The sequence below is a fragment of the uncultured Pseudoramibacter sp. genome, assembly GCF_903789625.1.
In the GTDB taxonomy this organism is placed as follows: domain Bacteria; phylum Bacillota; class Clostridia; order Eubacteriales; family Eubacteriaceae; genus Pseudoramibacter; species Pseudoramibacter fermentans.
In genome coordinates, this window is the sequence record NZ_CAIFFF010000015.1 from 1 (window position 1) to 17579 (window position 17579).

15 protein-coding genes and 1 riboswitch are annotated in these 17579 nt (G+C 56.0%); of the genes, 6 read left to right on the top strand and 9 right to left on the bottom strand.

Annotated features, from left to right (window positions below; all coding sequences use genetic code 11):
- The first annotated feature begins 335 nt into the window (after positions 1–335).
- The 4 genes from QZX60_RS07945 (at position 336) to QZX60_RS07960 (ending at position 3955) form a co-directional block, all read left to right on the top strand.
- Positions 336–746 carry a C-GCAxxG-C-C family protein gene (locus QZX60_RS07945; protein WP_295363416.1) on the top strand — a complete coding sequence of 137 codons (411 nt, stop codon included), beginning with the start codon at positions 336–338 and terminating at the stop codon, positions 744–746.
- A 10-nt stretch (positions 747–756) separates the two neighbouring features.
- Positions 757–1413, top strand: a complete 657-nt coding sequence (locus tag QZX60_RS07950) for an L-fuculose-phosphate aldolase (RefSeq protein WP_295363419.1) — start codon at positions 757–759, stop codon at positions 1411–1413.
- A gap of 168 nt (positions 1414–1581) precedes the next feature.
- On the top strand, positions 1582–2679 hold the full coding sequence (locus QZX60_RS07955; RefSeq protein WP_295363422.1) for a glycerol dehydrogenase: 1098 nt from the start codon (positions 1582–1584) through the stop codon (positions 2677–2679).
- A 229-nt stretch (positions 2680–2908) separates the two neighbouring features.
- Positions 2909–3955 (top strand): FHA domain-containing protein, encoded by a 1047-nt coding sequence (locus QZX60_RS07960; RefSeq protein ID WP_295363425.1) that lies wholly within the window; start codon positions 2909–2911, stop codon positions 3953–3955.
- A 74-nt stretch (positions 3956–4029) separates the two neighbouring features.
- Here QZX60_RS07960 and QZX60_RS07965 read toward each other — a convergent pair whose 3' ends face one another.
- Positions 4030–5301: a dicarboxylate/amino acid:cation symporter gene (locus tag QZX60_RS07965; protein ID WP_295363428.1), complete on the bottom strand. Its 1272-nt coding sequence runs from the start codon at positions 5299–5301 to the stop codon at positions 4030–4032.
- A 180-nt stretch (positions 5302–5481) separates the two neighbouring features.
- Here QZX60_RS07965 and QZX60_RS07970 point away from each other — a divergent pair, with 180 nt between their 5' ends.
- Complete coding sequence (locus QZX60_RS07970; RefSeq protein WP_295363431.1) at positions 5482–5940, top strand: hypothetical protein; 459 nt, start codon at positions 5482–5484, stop codon at positions 5938–5940.
- A gap of 69 nt (positions 5941–6009) precedes the next feature.
- Here QZX60_RS07970 and trxA read toward each other — a convergent pair whose 3' ends face one another.
- Positions 6010–6324 carry a thioredoxin gene (trxA, locus tag QZX60_RS07975; RefSeq protein ID WP_295363434.1) on the bottom strand — a complete coding sequence of 105 codons (315 nt, stop codon included), beginning with the start codon at positions 6322–6324 and terminating at the stop codon, positions 6010–6012.
- Between the two features lie 142 nt (positions 6325–6466).
- On the opposite strand from trxA, the gene QZX60_RS07980 reads away from it, so the two are divergent.
- Positions 6467–6802 carry a helix-turn-helix domain-containing protein gene (locus tag QZX60_RS07980; protein WP_363174793.1) on the top strand — a complete coding sequence of 112 codons (336 nt, stop codon included), beginning with the start codon at positions 6467–6469 and terminating at the stop codon, positions 6800–6802.
- Between the two features lie 57 nt (positions 6803–6859).
- Here the strand turns inward: QZX60_RS07980 and QZX60_RS07985 are convergent, their stop codons facing one another.
- The 7 genes from QZX60_RS07985 to QZX60_RS08015 all read right to left on the bottom strand — a co-directional run bounded on the left by QZX60_RS07985 (position 6860) and on the right by QZX60_RS08015 (position 17579).
- Positions 6860–8344, bottom strand: a complete 1485-nt coding sequence (locus QZX60_RS07985) for a B12-binding domain-containing radical SAM protein (RefSeq protein WP_295363437.1) — start codon at positions 8342–8344, stop codon at positions 6860–6862.
- Between the two features lie 35 nt (positions 8345–8379).
- Positions 8380–9738, bottom strand: coding sequence for a B12 lower ligand biosynthesis radical SAM protein BzaD (gene bzaD, locus QZX60_RS07990; RefSeq protein WP_295363440.1), 1359 nt, complete (start codon positions 9736–9738; stop codon positions 8380–8382).
- A gap of 27 nt (positions 9739–9765) precedes the next feature.
- Positions 9766–11316: a DUF2284 domain-containing protein gene (locus QZX60_RS07995; protein ID WP_295363443.1), complete on the bottom strand. Its 1551-nt coding sequence runs from the start codon at positions 11314–11316 to the stop codon at positions 9766–9768.
- A 4-nt stretch (positions 11317–11320) separates the two neighbouring features.
- Complete coding sequence (gene cobT / locus QZX60_RS08000) at positions 11321–12394, bottom strand: nicotinate-nucleotide--dimethylbenzimidazole phosphoribosyltransferase (protein WP_295363446.1); 1074 nt, start codon at positions 12392–12394, stop codon at positions 11321–11323.
- Between the two features lie 24 nt (positions 12395–12418).
- A complete protein-coding gene (bzaB, locus tag QZX60_RS08005; RefSeq protein WP_295363449.1) occupies positions 12419–13705 on the bottom strand; it encodes a B12 lower ligand biosynthesis ThiC-like protein BzaB in 1287 nt (428 codons plus the stop codon).
- Positions 13705–15021, bottom strand: a complete 1317-nt coding sequence (thiC, locus tag QZX60_RS08010) for a phosphomethylpyrimidine synthase ThiC (RefSeq protein ID WP_295363452.1) — start codon at positions 15019–15021, stop codon at positions 13705–13707. The genes bzaB and thiC overlap by 1 nt, the downstream gene beginning before the upstream one ends.
- 115 nt (positions 15022–15136) lie before the next feature.
- A riboswitch (cobalamin riboswitch) is annotated at positions 15137–15339 on the bottom strand.
- A gap of 140 nt (positions 15340–15479) precedes the next feature.
- Positions 15480–17579, bottom strand: a complete 2100-nt coding sequence (locus QZX60_RS08015) for a hypothetical protein (RefSeq protein ID WP_295363455.1) — start codon at positions 17577–17579, stop codon at positions 15480–15482.

Sequence of the window (17579 nt, forward strand, 5' to 3'; positions counted from 1 at the left end):
GGAAATCAGCATCTAATTATTTTTATTTTACGCTTGACTTTTGTTAGCAGGTTTTATTGCCGCGATAATTGCAGTGAAAAATGTGTTTTAGGAAATAATCGGTCGAAAAAATCAATTTATCGGTCGAGAAATTCGTATAGGAGAGGAGATGAGAAGAGAGAAGAGGATAGAAGATGAGAAGAGAGAAGATACGGTCATGCCGCTTCGCGGCATTTCAGGCGCTGACGCGCCGCACCTCAATTTGCAATTCTAAAGGAGTCATCTCACGATACCCGTCCGCTGTGCTATAATAAACCTATCACTAACGATTATACGCAAAGGGAAGGAGCAATCATATGCAAACAGTATTAGAACGCGCAAAGGCACTTAGGGCCGACCCGAACGTGCATTACAACTGCGCTCAGGCGGTGCTGATCCCGTTCGCCGAACGGGCAGGACTTTCGGCCGAACAGGCTTACGCCCTTGCCGCCCATTTCGGCAGCGGGATGCGCTCAGGGCTGACCTGCGGCGCCGTGACCGGCGGACTGATGGCTTTGGGTATCAGCGGCGCGGGGGAAGCCGACGACGCCCACGCCTTTCTGCGCCGGATGAAGGCCGGACACGACGGTGTCATCGACTGCGCGCATTTGTTAGCCGCCAACGCCAAGACCGGTACGCCGAAAAAGGTGCACTGCGACGGGATGGTGTTCGAGGCGGTCGAGGCCGTGGCCGAGATTCTGAAAGCCCGCGGGCTGATGGAGGAATGAAAGGAAACCTATGCTGCTTGAACAAGAACGCATCGATGTTGTCAATTACTGCAAAAAGCTTATCACCGCGGGGCTGACCACCGGCACCGGCGGCAACATCAGCATCCTGAACCGCGAAAAGGGGCTCTACGCGATGAGCCCGTCGGGGATGGATTATTTTGAAACCCAGCCGGAGGATGTGGTCGTCATGGATTTGGACGGCAACGTCGTCGACGGCAAGCGCAAGCCCTCGAGCGAACACGCGCTGCACCGGATCTTTTACACGGACCGCGACGATTTGGACGCGATCGTCCACACCCACTCCACCTACTGCACGGTCATCGCCACGCTGAGAGAACCCCTGCCGGCATCCAATTACCTGATCGCCTTTGCCGGGCCGGAAATCCGCTGCGGCGAATACGCGTCTTACGGCACGCCGGAGCTCGCCAAAGCGACCTTTGAAGCGATGAAGGACCGCCAGGCCGCGCTGATGGCCAACCACGGCATGGTCGCCGGGGCCAAGACCATCGCCGGCGCCTTCAACATTGCCGACCAAATTGAGCAGTGCGCCAAGGTTTACGTACTGGCCCGCGCGATCGGCAAGCCGGTGATTCTCGATGAAGACGAAATGGAACGGATGATGGTCCGCTTCCGCGACGATTACGGCCAGAAAAACATGAAAAAATAAAGCGCATCGCTAATTTATCTCCCGGAGGTGGTGATCCGGGAGATTTTTTTACGAAAAATTAACGCGGAATTGCATCGTTTTCAGGAAAAATAAAGATAAATCTAAACATTCCCACGTATAATTTTGTTAATCATTCGGCAATCCATTTGCCAAGAAGGGGTATAGCAAATGAATAAGATTTTTATTTCACCGTCGAAGTACGTCCAGGGTCCTGGCGCAATGAACGATTTGGGGGATTACGCGAAGAAGCTGGGCGATAAGGCACTGATTTTGATTTCCGAGGGCGGCGTCAAACGCCAGGGCGCTCAGATTGAAGCCAGCTTTAAGGCGGCTGGCGCCGCATTGGTGTTCGAACATTTCAACGGCGAATGCTGCCGGAGCGAAATCGAACGGCTGGTTAAAATCGTCAAAGACGAATCCGCGGATGTGGTGATCGGCGTCGGCGGCGGGAAGATTTTCGACACCGCGAAGGCGGTCGCCTACGAAGCCGGGACGCCGGTGATCATCGCGCCGACGATCGCGTCCACCGATGCGCCGTGCTCGGCCCTGTCTGTCATCTACACCGAAGACGGCGTGTTCGAAAGCTATCTGTTCCTGCCAGCCAATCCCAATGTGGTATTGATGGACACGGACATCATCGCGAAGAGTCCGCTGCGCTTCACCATTTCCGGAATGGGCGACGCGATGGCGACGTATTTTGAAGCTCGAGCCTGCTACCAGTCCGGCGCCATCACCTGCGCGTCCGGCAAGGTCAGCGAAGCGGCCCTCGGCATCGCCCACCTGTGTTACGACACGCTGAGAGCGGAAGGACTCAAGGCGAAGATCGCCCTGTCCGGCGGTGCCTGCACGGAAGCGGTCGAAAAGGTGATCGAAGCGAACACGCTGCTGTCCGGCATCGGATTTGAATCCGGCGGTCTGGCCGGCGCTCACGCCATTCACAACGGGTTGACGGTATTGCCGGAATGCCACGCGATGCAGCACGGTGAAAAGGTCAACTTCGGCACCCTGACTCAGCTGGTACTCGAAAATATCCCAGAAGACGATTTGGCGGACATCTTAGGATGGATGGTCGACATCGGGTTGCCGGTCACCCTCGGCGAGCTGGGTATCACGGATTTGAGCCGTGAACATCTGATGCCAGTGGCGGAAGCGGCCTGCGCCGAAGACGATACCCTGCACAATCTGCCGGTTGAAGTCACACCGGAAAAGGCACTCAACGCCATTCTCGCGGCCGACCAATTCGGCAGAGCGATGCTGGAAGACTAAGACCACAAAAATTAACGAGCGGTTTCGGCCGCTCTTTTTTTGTAAAAAATTGTCGAGAAAAGTCGAGAGAATTGCGCGGGAAGGGGCCATCCCGGCGTCTAAATATGATATAATACAAATAATGAAATCAGTTCACATTTGACTTCAATTGCGGCTGTGCACCGACAGCCGTCCGCTTCAGCCCCACGCCACGTTCAGTGAGCGCATTCAGCCTTTAGGGAGAACAACGATGAACAACCAAAAGCTATGGACCAAGCGCACGATTTTTTACTTATCCTGTCTCGCCGTGCTGCTCGTTATTTTTCTTTTCCTGCCCTGGTTTACGATTCAGGTGCCGGTGCTGGGCATTTCCTTCAGCCATTCGGCTGCGGTCTGGCCCTTTAAGATTTCAGATATGTCGAGCAGCATCAATCAGATGATGCAGAGCGTGGCGTCGAGTTCGGACAGCGACCTCACCGAAGTGCTGCAGGTTTTTCAGGTTTACACCTGGACATGGTACGCGATGCTCGCGATGATCCTCGTCGCGGTGATTCTCCGCTTTGCGGCGGACAATGAGGATCGGTTTGTGACCTGGTCGATCGTGGCGCTGGCCGTCTGCGCTGTCAGCGCGCTGATTCTGATCGTGCTCCGCGCGGCGCTGCTCGCGGCCGTTCACTCGGCGATTCAGCAGGAGCTTAACAGCACGTCCAGCTACACCTACGGGTTAAGTTCGAGCTACGGTTCCACAGTCGACAGCCTATTGAAAAGCATGTTTAAAATCGGCCCAGGGGCCTGGCTGATGCTTGTCGGCTCGGTGGGGGTCATCATCTTCACGATTGCCGCGCGGGCGTCGGCAAAGCCCGGCACCACCCTTTGGGCATTGGTGAAGGGCGAAGGGGCGCCGGTCCAGCGCGTCCGCCCAATGCCGCATCAGCAGCCGGCGGGCGGAACACGTCCGGCCAGTCAGTCCGGCCGGCCGACGGCTTACGTCCCCGGTCTCATGCTCATCGGCCCAAACCGCCTCTGGATCGTCCGTTTCCCACACACGGTGGGCAGCGATCCCACCTGCGACACCGTGATCAATGATCCCGGTGTCGCGCCGAGGCAATGCGCGTTTAAAACCGCCGGCGCCCGAATCGTCATCGAGGCCTTCGAAGGCAGCACACAGCTGGACGGTGAAACCCTGCCTCTCAACCGCAGTTTTCAGCTCTTTGACGATGACACCATCACCATAGGCAGCACGGTTTATCAGGTCAAGATTTTCAACGCCGCCAACATGGCGTCCCGACAGTCTTAGTTCTTTAGCGGAAAAAGCCGATAAACAAAATAATCCTCAGAGTCATTTGGGCTCTGAGGATTATTTTTGTTGTGTTATTCAGCTGTGACAGAATCGGCCGAATCCGTGGATTCTGCAGGAATTCTCGGATCGTTGTGACGGTCTTTGTTGTCGATGTAATCGACGATGGCTGCGACCGCCTGGTCGCCAGTGATGTTGCAGGCTGTGCCGAAGCTGTCCTGAGACAGGTGCAGGGCGATGATGAGTTCGCACATCGACGCGTTAAACCCGAGCATCGATTTGATGATACCGAGGGCCGCCATGACGCCGCCGCCAGGCACGCCAGGTGCGGCGACCATCGTAATCCCGAGCATGAAGATGAACGGTACGTACAGGTTCAAAGTCGGGTGAAGGCCGCAGGCCATCATGATGCCCATGGACCCCAGCGTCAGACAGATCGTGTCGCCGGCCAAGTGAATCGTGGCGCAGAGCGGCACAACGAAATTGCGGACGTCTGGGGCGATGCCGTTGTTTTCAGCGGACTGAAGGGACACCGGAATCGTCGCGGCCGAAGACTGGGTCCCCAGCGCGGTGAAATAAGCGGGCAGGATGTTTTTGAGATCCTTCCAGCGGTTTTCCTTGCGCCAGCCGCTGGCCACCGTGAACTGGAACAAAATGTAGACCCACTGGAGACAGAGGATGCAGAGGTACAATTTCGCGAAAATCGTAATCGTCGGGATCAATTCGCCGGACGCCGCGATTTTGGCGAAGGTGCCTGCGATGTAGAACGGAATCAGCGGGATGATGACCTTTTCCAGCACGAGGACGATGATCTGCTTGAGATCCTGCATCGCGTTCATGAGCGTCGGCGTCTTGAGATTCGCCATGGACAAACCGAGGACAAAGGCCAGGACTAAGGAAGTCATGATCGGGAAGACCGGCTTCATCGTGATGGTGAAGATCGGCTCGAAACTCTTGCCTTCAATCGCTTTGCTGCCGATGGCGTGCATCAGGCGGGGCAGCAGGGTGCTGCCGAGGAAATACGCGGCAAAGCCGGCGATGATGGTCGACCCGTAGGCCAGCGCCAGGGTGATGCCGAAGAGCTTGTTCGCCTTTTTGCCGAGTTCGGCCAGGCCGACGGCGACAAAGGCCAGAATAAGCAGCGGAATGGTGAAGTTTAAGAATTCACCGAACAGCGAAACGAAGGTTGCGATCGCGCGGATTAATCCGACGTATCCCGGCGTGTGGGCGATGTGAAACCAGCTGCCGAAACTGCCGATGATCATACCGGCGCCAATACCGATGAGCAGTTTGGGGAGCAGCGAAAGCTTGTGCTTCGGCTGCTTTGATTTTGGAGAAGTGGCCAATGAAGGGGCTCCTTTCTTAAGGTAATATTAATATTCGATTAGATTATATCATAAAATTATTCAAAGTCAGCCAGAATCGGTAAGAAATGCGCAAAGTCATGTATTTTTTTAAGAGCATTAACCCGTCGGTGTTATAATAAAAGAAAAGATGAATGAAAATAGGACAAGAGGGAGGAACCTATGGAAAACGCGCCCATACGTTGGTTTGAATATCGGCTGAGCGACGCCTGGGGCTTGCCGATTTCCGGCGTCGAAATTGTCGAAGATGACGAAGGCTGCCGTGTCGGCTACGGCAAGCCAGAAGGTGGCCGGCCGAAGGATTACAGGTACATCGCTCTCGACGAGGGTACGATGGCTCAGATTAAGGGAATCGTCAGCAACCCCGATTTGTACGGCTACGAAGACCTTTACGACGAGTCCTGCACGATGATTCTCGACGGCTATACCCAGGAGATGGCCTTCTACGACGGGACCGTCAGAAATAAAATCGGCACGACCAATTTGGGCTGCTACAAGCGGGACTATATGACCAACCCCCACGCCAGCGCGATCATGAGCACCCTTGACAAACTCGCGCAGGTGCTCGCGCCTTTGGGAGTGCCCGGCGCCTATTTCGATCTGGAAGAAGACGTGGATTAGAAAAAAAGCCTCGGACTGATGATTCATCAGTATCCGAGGCCATTTATTTTTGGGGATTAGCAGGTCATCTTATAAATTTTTGATTTTTTCTTCCAGAACAGACTGCGGGACGGCGCCGACTTGGCGGTCAACCACTTCGCCGTTCTTGAAGAAGACAATGTTCGGAATACTCATCACACCATATTTCGCAGCGAGCGACTGGGCTTCATCGGTGTTGAGCTTTCCGATTTTGACCTTGTCCGCGTAAGTGTCGGCGAGCTTTTCGACCACTGGGCTCATCATTTTGCAGGGGCCGCACCAATCGGCGTAGAAATCGACGACGACTGGGACGTCGCTCTGGAGCACTTCTTGTTCAAAGTTAGATTCTGTAAATTGCGTAGTCATAATTTAAACCTCCTTTAGGTTGCGCTTTTCTTTTGATAAGTCTATTATACGTAGTATAAAAAAATGATCAAGTACGCAGTTTTTATTGAGGTGCTCAGAAAAAACTGAGCGTTAAGCAAAAGTAAAGAAAGTGAGGAACGATGTGAGTAAAAAAGCGATGATCTGCGAGACGGTCGGCGGCGAGGGCTGCGGCGTTCGCAAGGTGCTCAGTATTATTGGCGGAAAATGGAAAATATTGATCCTCTGTGCGATGCATGGTCACGCAGCGATGCGCTACGGAGAACTGCGGCGAACGATCGTCGGCATCACCAACACGATGCTGGCGCAGTCGCTGCGCGAAATGGAGGCCGACGGCTTAATCGAGCGGGAGCAGTATAACGAAATGCCGGTGCGGGTGGAATATATCCTGACCGATAAGGCCGTGTCGCTGATTCCGATCCTTTTGGAACTCAAAGACTGGGGCGAAGAACATTTGTAAAAAACCGCAGAGCTGTGCATAGTAACAACTCTGCGGTTTTTGCGTAAAGGTTTTGGATTAGCCGGTGATGGCGCGGTCGACGCCGGCCTTGGCTTCGGCCACCAGTGCGTCAAAATCGTGAAGCTTGTCCGGCTGATCCAAAATGGCCTTGAACCAGCCGACGAGGACGGTGTTCACCCGGTCGAAGGCGGCGCGGGCTTCGGGTTCGCCGTCAGCAGCCGCCTGCCAGGTGCCGGCGGACCAGTCGAAGATGTGGTTGGTCAGCTGGCGCATAAACCGGGCGAAGGCCGCGATATCCGGGTTCAGGTAATCGGTTGTCGCCTCGTAGACGGAATGATCCGAAATGTGCAGCCGCCCCTCGCGCTGAAGCTGCTTGTAGCTTTCGCTGCCGGCGAGGATGATCTGGTGATGGTAGAGGACGTTGACGGAAATTTCCAGCCGTTTCAACAGATCGTTGCGCATCAGAAAATCGAAATTGGTGCGCAGGTCGTCGAAGGAGGAATCGGGCTCGAACATGATGAAGCCGACGTTGGGCTCGATGCCGTTCGCCCGTAGGATGCGCAGCGCCTCTTCGTTCTGGGCGACGGTCGTGTGCTTGTCGAGGCGGTCGAGGACTTCCTGTCTGCCGCTTTCGAGGCCGACGAGGATATCGGTCATGCCGGCGTCGACCAAAGCCGCCGTGGTGGCTTCGTCGATGTCGTTGGCCCGAGCTTCAATGCCGAAGGTAATCGGCCGAGTTTTGAGCAGTTCAGCGAGTTTTAACACCCGGTCGCGCCCGGCTTTGCCGGGGCCGAAGAAATTGGGGTCGTCGAAGTAAAAATACCGGTGGTCGGTCTGAGCGATGACTTGGTCGATTTCGGCGAGGATGTTTTCCGGGGTGCGGGTGCGCCATCGCGGGCAGCCGGTGTTGTCGCCGAAAAACGGGTTGATGTAACAGAAGGTGCAGGTATTGTAGCAGCCGCGGCTGCCGAGGATGTTGACCTCGCCGCCCGGGTAAGACGTTGCCTTGCGGATCGGGAAGGGCAGCGTGTCGAGGTCCTTTACCAGGGTGCCAAAGGAAGCTTTGACGCCGTCTTCGCTCCGAAAGGCCAAGCCCTTGACGTCCTGCCAGTGATCGAGATGATCGGCCAAATCGACAACCGTCTGTTCGTTTTCACCGAGCATTGCCGAATCGATGGCGGGGCAGCGATCGAGCACTTCTTCGTAAGCAAAAGTCGGGTAATAGCCGTAGACGGAGAGGTGTTTGATGCCGTATTGTTTTTTCAGCCGGGTCAGGAAGGTGTACAGCATGTGGTTGTCCTCCCAGTTGTAGACGAGATGAACGGCCAGGAGATCAGGCCCGAAAGCGGCGACTTCCTTTTCGATGGCGTCGTAGGACAAATGTTTCATGTACCCTTCGATGAGGTCGACGCAGTGGCCGGCCTTGAGCAGATTGGCGGCGAGGTAGCCGGAGGTCAAGCAGGAGGCCAGTGTCGTGTTGGCGATGTCGTTCTGGCGGTCTTCCGCGGGCTTTCTGGGGTGTTCGAGCAATAAGATTTTCATTGATTTTTTCCTTGGATTTTCCTTGATCTTTTGATTTATTTCATCGGTTTCGGCAGGTCGAAGCCGTTCCACATCGCGATATTGCGCGTCTGGTGGTACACCTCCAGCTCGTAGCGAGAGGTGCGCATGGCCGGCGGATCGTGGTAGACCGGGTAGAGCAGGTCGGTGTCCGGGGTGATGACGCCGTCCTCGAGGGAAAGGCGTTCGATTTTCGTCCCGGGCATGATCCGAATCAGGTTGAGCACGATGGTGCCGAGGCTCTTCGTTCCAGCGTGGATGCCGTAAATGGCGTCGATGAGTTTTTTCGCTTCTTCGACGGTTTCCCGGGTTTCACCAGGGACGTTGACGAGAAAGTGGTAGACAGCGATGACGCCGGTATCCGCTAAGACCCGGGCCGCCTCGAGAATCTGGTCGACGGTGAGGTGCTTGTCCAGCATGTCCAGATGCTTTTGGCACAGGCCGTCAGGCGAGAGAGAAAAAGACTCACAGCCCGATTCGGCGTAGAGCTTTGCGTTTTCACGGGTGAGGGTATCCTCGCGGAAAAAGCCGCTCCAATGGATGTTAAGCCCCCGGCGCAGGAGTTCTTCGCAAATCGTGTCGAGGTGATTCGGCGGCACGTTGACGATGGAATCCGTTAAATGGATGCGGGTGACGCCGTATTTTTCTTTCAGATACGCAATTTCGTCGACGACGGCGAGAGGATCCCGCAGCCGCATGCACCGGCCGGAGATTTTCGGGTATTCGCAGTAGCCGCAATGGAAACAGCAGCCCCGCTTGGTTTCAACGCCGATGCTCTCCACGTATTTGTTCACCTTGAGATAATCCACTGGCGAGAGTAAATCCCGATCGATTGTGCGGTAGTCGGCCATATCGAAGCTGCCGTCCGGCGGGTTGAAATGCAGGCCTTCGCCGTCCCGACGGATGACGCCCGGCAAATCGGGCAGGGCCTCACCTGAAGTCAGCGCGTCGACGAGGGGCACGGCGTTCTTTTCCGCCTCGCCCACAACACCACAGGTGATTTCCGGAAAATCGCGCATCAGCCGTTCCGGGAACAGCGTGAAGGCGGTGCCGCCGGCCATCAGCGGCGTGTCTGGCGCAAATTGGTGAATGAAACGGACGGTCATCGTAAAGGGGACGATCAGCGACGTGGTGCGGTTGCCCAGCGGGTCGAGGTTGCGCAGCGAAATGCCGATGACGTCCGGCTCGGTTTCCGCGATTTTGGTTTTCAGCTCCGCGTAGGGGTTGGCGGCCATGTTCATGTCGAAAATCGTCACGTCGTAGCGGCCGCTGCGCTTTAAGATCGTGCCGAGGGTGACGATGCCGATGGGGTAAACCCGTTCGATGTCAAGGCCCTCCATGGAAATGGCCTGAACCAGTAAAATTTTAGATTTCATAAACGCTCTTTTCTAGGGGTGCATGAATTAATCGAGCAGCAGCAGACCGTAGTATTTGACGGTCTCGCCACGGCGCCGCAGCGGGTGCAGGGCTTCGCCGACTTGATTGACCGTTGCGTAGACGTCGATGCCGCACCCTTCCATCGACGGCCGGTGGTGGGCCGGATTGGCGCAGGGCGTTTCGGGGTCGCAGGTCTTGCAGATGCTGCAAGGCCCGGCCCAGAATACAAAAGCCTTGTAAAAGCCCGATTTAAAGGCTTCCGCCTCTGCCGCGAGACAGCGTCTCTGGAAATCGCCGGTTGGCGGCTCTGAGCACAGTAAAAGCCCGCGGTGGTAATCGCCCACCATCGCCTGAGTTTCGTCGTAGCTCATATCCCGATTGGAAATACAGGTCTTTTCGTAAGCGGAGCGGCAGCCGTACTCACATTTGTTCCGGGCAAAAGGCGAAAAGACGACGTCGTCAGCCTTAAAGGGAATGGCGTCGGCAAAACCGAGAGTCTTGATTTTGGGAATCAGCTGGGCAGCCGGGTCGAGGGCCAAATCCTTGAGCCGTTCCGTCTTTTGACAGGCGAAGAGGACGCCGGTATCCGTCGACAGGGGCACAAAGGCGGTCGTGGCGCAGCCGGCAGCCTTCAGCGTGTCGGCTGTCCATTTCGCCGAGTAAGCCCGCCCGTTGTAGGTGTTGACCATCATGTTGATGTCGGACAGGCGCGACTTGACCGGGTCGTGTTCGGTGAAGAAGTCGTGCACGAGCAGGATGCCGTTCGGCGCCAAGTGCGCCGCCGCTTCCTCGAGGACCGCGGTGGATTCGGCTTCAGCCGTGGCGTGGACGATGTTGGACAGAATGATCAGGTCGTACTGCCGGTTCACCTGCCACGGGCGCTCTAAAATGTTCTGGGCGACCGTTTCGGCGCGGCCCGCGACCTCAGCCGGCCACTTGTCGGCGAAGGCCCGGGTGATGGGTGTCATCTGCCGAATGTCCATTAAATCCGCCGTCGCGCTGGGGCAGGCGTTTAACACCGACAGCGCGAATTTGCCACTGCCGCAGCCCACGTCGAGCACCGCCGCGTTTTCGGGCAGCGCACGGGTAAACATCGGCAGCATTTCGGCGATCTTGCCGTCGATGACCGCGTCCATCGCCTTGAGGTATTCGACGCGTCTCGCGTGCATGGCTTCCTCGGAGACGTCGTCTGATGGGAACAGTGTGCGGGTGCCGGCGACGAGGACGTCGGGCAGGGTGTCCCATTCGGCGCGGAGATCCCGGCGCCAGCGGATGTTCGCGCGCTGATCGTGGGGCGCGCCGTCGACGAGGTGGTCGGCGGTGAGTCCGGTGAGGTACCAATTGCCTTCGTACACGTCGACGAGACCCATTTCCTTGAGCAGGCGCAGGAACCGTTCGGTCGGGCCAGGCTGCCAGCCGAGCTTTGCGGCGGCGTCTTCGGCGCTCAGCTCGCTATTTTCCCGTAAGACATCAAACAGCCCTGAGTCCAGGGCTGTGAATAGGGCACTTGCGTACCAGTATGAGGTGGCCAGATCTTCGAGATACTGAGCACCACTTTTGTGGGGATCGTATTTCATGGCGTTAGTTTTTGTTGGTGACGGCCGCTTCTTCGAAGGTCAGAATGTCGTTCATCGTCCGGGCCGCGCATTCGACGATGTGCATCGCGACGGCGGCGCCGGTGCCTTCGCCGAGGCGCATGTCCAGATCCAGGATCGGCTTTTGGCCGAGGGTCTGCCACATCAGCGTGTGGCCCGGCTCCTGAGACTTGTGGGCAGCGATCATGTAGTCGGCCGCAGTCGGGCACAGGGTCTTGGCGATGAGGGCGCCGGCCGTTGAGATGAAGCCGTCGATTAAAATCGGCGTGCGGTGGTAGGCGGCGCCGAGGATCGTACCGGCGATGCCGCCGATGTCGAAGCCGCCGACCTTGGCCAGCACGTCGAGGCCGTCGGTCGGGTCCGGCTGATTCAGGGCGATCGCGTCCTTGATCACCTGAATTTTGTTCGCCAGTCCTTTGTCGTCGAGGCCTGTCCCCCGACCAGTGGCGTCTTCTACTGAGTGGTGGCCGATGACAGCGAGAATCGCGGCGGACGGCGTCGTGTTGCCGATGCCGAGGTCGCCGGTGCCGAGAAGCTGGATGCCGTCCTTTTCGATGGCGTCGGAGGCGACGTCGATGCCCGCTTCGAGGGAGGCGACCGCCTGCGCCTTCGTCATGGCCGGCCCCTTGCGCATGTTCTGTGAGCCGTAGGCGACCTTTTTATCGACAAGGACGCCCTTTTCGATCAGCTCCGGAAAATCACCCTTGACGCCGCAGTCCACCAGGCGCACCTGAGCGCTGGCCGCCTTCGATAGCACGTTGATCGACGCGCCGCCGTAAGCGATGTTGCGCAGCATTTCCTGCGTGACTTCCTGAGGAAAGGCCGAGACACCTTCTTCCGCGACCCCTTCGTCGGCGCCGCAGGTGATGATCATTTTGCGGGTCACGTCGGGGTGAACGGTCCGCTGCATGCCCGCCAGGCGGACGCCTAAGCGGGACAGGCGGCCAAGAGACCAGGGCGGCACCGCGAGGGCTTCCACGCGGGCTTTCGCCTTTTCTTCCCAGGCTTTGTCAGCCGGTTCAATGCCGTTTAAAACAGTGTCAAGGGTGAGGTTTGCCATGTTGTACTCCTTAAAGGTTTAAAATCAGTCGCCGAAGAAATACTGGTAGGCGTAGTCCGCCGGGCAGAGACCTTCGCTGCAGGCTGCGCAGTGGTCGTGGGCCGGTTCGGTGCTCATTCGTTCTTTTACCAGGTCCGGGAAGAGGGCGTTGTCGATTTGCGCCTGTGGATCGTCGGCGACGCGGGCCTTCGCCATGTTCAGTGAGCGCTTGTAGCTCTTGCTGTCGCGGCGGAGCATGTTGACGCAGTCCGCAGCGAGACGGGCGGTGCGCACGCCAGTGACGACGTCTTCTTCGGTCGGCAGGCCGAGGTGTTCAGCCGGTGTCAAGTTGCAGAGGAAGTCCGCGCCGTACATGCCGGCGAAGGTGCCGCCGATGGCGCCGGTGATGTTGTCGTAGCCTGGGGCGACGTCGGTGGCGAGGAAGCCTAAAATGTAATACGGCACGCCGTGGCAGAGCTGTTTCTGCAGCTGCATTGTGGTCGCGATGTGGTTCAGCGGCACGTGGCCCGGCCCTTCGATCATGACCTGAACACCTGCTTCAATGGCGCGTTTGGCCAGATCTCCTGCGACCATCAGGCCGGCGACCTGCGGCGCGTCGAGGGAATCCCAGTTACAGCCCGGGCGGATGGCATCGCCGATGGAGAGCACGGTGTCCGTCGATTTGAGGATTTCCAGAATTTTATCGAATTCCGTGTACAGCGGGTTGTCCTTCTGGTTGTAGTGCATCCAGGCGGTCAAGAAGGAGCCGCCGCGGGAGACGACGTTGGTAAGGCGGCCGCTCTTTTTCAAGGTGTCGAGCACCCAGAAATTGTACGCGGAGTGGATGGCCATGAAGTCCATGCCGTCTTGGCATTGTTTTTCGATGGTGTCGAGCATTTCCTTAGCAGTCATGCCGACGATGGAGCCGTGTTTTTCGATGGAATCCGCAGCGGCCTGATAGATCGGCACGCAGCCGGCCGCGATGTTGGAAGAGGCGATGGACTGGGCGCGCATGCCGTCGATGTCGTCGCCGGTGGACAGATCCATGAAGGCGTCCGCGCCGGCTTCTTCGATTAATTGGAGCTTGCGTTTTTCCATCTCCTTGTCGTTGCGGTCAGAAGAGGTCCCCATCAAGGAGTTGACCTTGACGTCCAGACCGGCGCCGATGCCGCAGATGTTGCTGCGGTCGCGGTGGATGTTCTTCGGGATGACGATGTGGCTGACCGCGACTTGGTCGCGGATATATTCCGGGCTGACCCCTTCCTTTTTCGCCACAATTTCCATTTCTTCTGTAATATGACCCTTACGGGCTTCGAGCATTTGCGTAGTCATTATTTGATCACCTCTTCTGTTCTAGTCGGCGCTTCCTGGCCGTTCAATACCTTTTCGACGATGCGGGCGGCGCAGAATTTGCCGCACATCGTGCATTCGCTGGAGAAATCGTCGGAGCGTTCGCGCCACATTCTTTCCGCGGTTTCCGGATCGATGGCCAGTTTGAACTGTGCTGGGAAGTTCATCTTGACCCGGGCCTCGGACATTTCCTTATCCCATTCGACGGCGGAAGGCAGGCCCTTGGCGACGTCGGCGGCGTGGCCGGCGATGCGGGAGGCGATGACGCCCTGATACACGTCGTCTTTAGACGGCATGCCGATGTGTTCAGCCGGGGTGACGTAGCAGAGGAAGTCCGCGCCGTAGTACGCGGCGACTGCGCCGCCGATGGCTGAGGTGATGTGATCCATGCCGGCGCCGGTGTCGGTCGGGAGCATCCCGAAAATGAAATAAGGTGCGCCGTGGCAGAGTTTCTTTTCCAGCTGGACGGTGGTTTGAATTTCGTCGAGAGCGACGTGACCCGGTCCTTTGACCATGACCTGCACGCCGGCTTCTCTGGCGCGGCGAGCGAGGGTGCCGATTAAGACCAGTTCTTCAACCTGTGGCGCGTCGAGGGAATCGTCGACACAGCCTGGGCGCATGCCGTCGGCGAAGCTCAAAACCGTGTCGTATTTGTGACAGATGTCGATGACTCGGTCAAACTGGGTGTACATCGGGTTTTCCTTTTTATGGTAGAGCATCCAGCCGATCAAATGGCTGCCGCCGTAAGAAACGAGCGGATCGATGCGGTGTTCTTCTTTGGCGTGGCGGATGACTTCGAGCGTGGTGGCCGGGTGCATCGCGAGGAACGAGACGCCCTGAGCCGCCTGGTGTTCGATCATGTCGAAGATGTCGTCTTCGGTCATGTCCATGGCCGTGCCGTGTTCAGCGGCGGCCTTCGCCAGCGTTTCGTACATCGGCAGGGTGCCGACCGGGCGGTCAGCGGTAGACAGCACCTTTTCGCGCATTTCTTCAATGGGGCCGCGGACCGATAAGTCCATAATGGTGTCGGTGCCGGCTTTAACGGCGGCGGCAATCTTTTCCATTTCGCCGTCGATGGTGTCTTTTTCTTCGTACATGCCGACCGAGGCGGAAACCTTGGTCTTCAGGCCCTTGCCGACGGCAACGGGGCGGATGTTGTCCCGTGAACTGTCGAGGACGACGATATTGCCGTCGACGATGCCCTGACGGATGAATTCCGCGTCGACATCTTCTCGTTCTGCACAAATGCGCATCGCGTCTGTGATCTGGCCGGCGCGAGCCGCTTCGAGTATGGTCATCATAATTCTCCTTTTCTCTCAAAATGCTGATCTTCATTACGTTCGGCTTTTGGGCAATAAAAAAATCCACAGCCGAAATACAGGAATAAATCGGCCGCGGACTTTACCGTCATCCATCAGCGGGTGTATTTCGGGCAGGTCTCCTGACTTGCCGCGCGCTCGAAAGCGGGTCCCGCGCCTTCCCATCGTCGATATGTTGGCGACAGTGACATGTTGCGGTGTTCGCGGCTTACAGTGATGGGTTCGTTCAGGATTTGCACCTGATTCCCTATTCTCCCTTGGCATATCGTCAAGGGCACCTGAAATTGTCATTTATTAAACTGTTTTTATTATAAAACAATTACAAAGCAAAAGAAATATAAATTTTAGACAATAAAAGAACATTCATTGCTTGATTTTACAAAAAAACACAGCCCGGCGTGAGTGCCAGACTGTGTGTAGAAAGGAGAAAATCTCGATTATTTGGAGATGCTGTCTGTTTCAATGACGAAGTTGACCGAGCCGCCCATGCCGGAAGCGATGCCGGAGAAGTTGTTGTAATCGGCTGAGGCTTTCTTGATGGTGTTGAGCTTGTTGGCCAAATCCTTGAAGTTGTTGTTGTAGACGCTGGCGATCTTGTCGATGCCGACGGTCTTGAATTGATTCATGCCGTAATACAAGGTGTTGAGGCCGCTTGTCAGCGAAACCGTGCCGGCGTAGAGCTGGTTGGAACCGCTGGCGAGCTGTGACGCACCCGAGTTCAACGTGTTGTTGTTGGCCTTGAGGGTGTTGAGCCCGTCGCTGAGCTGTTTGGAACCCCTAGCAAGATTTTCGCTACCTTCTGTTAGCTTACCGCTATTAGCATTGAGTTGTTCTAAACCTTTATTGATTGTATTTGTAGCTATAGCGACTGAAACTAAGCTATTATGGAATTCTTGAGCTTTACCTGGAAGAATGTTTGCTCCATTTTCCAGTGCTTTCAGTTTTTGAGCAGATTCAGATTGTGGATTATCTGAAGACATATCTGCTTTGAGAGCCTGCAGTGTTTTGAGACCAGATTGAACTGTGGTTAAATTTGTGTTTAACGTATCAGATGAAGGCATACCATTTTTTGGATCCAGTATTTGATCTAAAGAATTAACAGCAACTTGTGCGCCCTGATCATTTGGATTCGCTTGCAGAATACCATTTTCTCCAGCTCTTAATTTTTCAAGATTTTCTTTCAAACTTTGAGTTTGCTTGATTGAAGATTCTACTGTCTGTAAATTTGAAATATTTTGATCAATCAATTGTGAATTGCTGTCTGCCAATGTCTTTACACCATCACTGAATGATTTGATATTGCTGGATAAAGCGATGGAATCTTTTAGAATTTCGCCGTATTTACTACTATCGTTTGGATTCTTTGGATCAGGGTTACCGAAAGCTTCAGCTAATGGCTTACTGCCTTTATTATAAAGTTGAGAAATAACGCTTGTCAGTTGTGGTACCTGATTACGGAGATCATTAATCCCGCTATTAAGGGTGACAGAGCCGTCTGCCGCAGAAGCTACGCCCGCGGTGTATTGGTTCAACCCGCTCTGCAGACTGCCGATGCCGGTGTTGAGGGACGCTGCGCCGGTCTGAAGCTGTGCGGAGCCATTTCGTGCGGCGAGGGAGCCGGCGACGAGCTTGCCGCTGGCGTTTTCGAGCTGATTAATCGCGTTGTCCAAATCCTTGAAGCTCTTGATATCCTTGAGCCCGGCGCGGTTGAGCACATCCGTCGAGATCGAGGTCAGGGTGTTGCCCATCTTGAAGTTCTTCACCGTCGCTTCAACCGTGAAGGATTCCGGAATCTTCACCTGGTCGACGTTTTCCAGCCCGAGATCCTGTTTCAGGCCAGGGAAGCCGACCCCGACGACGATATTGTTGTTGCCGTCGCTGAGGACTGCGCCGTTGGTTACCTTGATGTCCGTAAAGCGGGACGTCGGCAGGTCGAGCGCGGTCGCGCAGGTAAATGGGGTAGTAATGCCGTCGGTTTCGCTTTCGTTGTTGTAGGTGAAGGTGATCTTGACATCGCCGCTCTTACCGGCCAATTCCTTCGGGGCAATGCTTTCGCCGTTGAGTTCGTAGCTGATTTGTACATTGACCGGCAAAGGTTTGTCGGTTTCGCCGCGGTAGTAAATGTCCTTGCCCTTGGTTTTCCAAGTCAAGGTATTGCCGTTCTTCGTGTATTTTTCGTGTCCCTTGACGTTTTGAATATTCGAAAGATTGGACACGTCAGTTAACGCCGTTTCGTTGCCGGCGTTTTGCAGCCAGTCGGAGACGTAGGTGGCGGTGCGAGTGCCCGTCGCATCGGCTTTCACGTAAACCGTTTCGGCCTTGCTGATGGCGTCGCCCTTTTTAGAGGTCTGCGCCTTGGCGCCTGAAGCCAGTTCAGCCTTGGCTGTCAGCGTCTTATTCGAGGCGGTAGATGCGCTCGACGACTTTGCCCGCGCAGTCTGGGCGGAGGCGAAGGCAGTCAGAGCGATGGCAGCAGCCAGGACGATGGCGACGAGTACAACCTTGTGCTGTTTCATCATCGTTTTGATCGTGTGCAT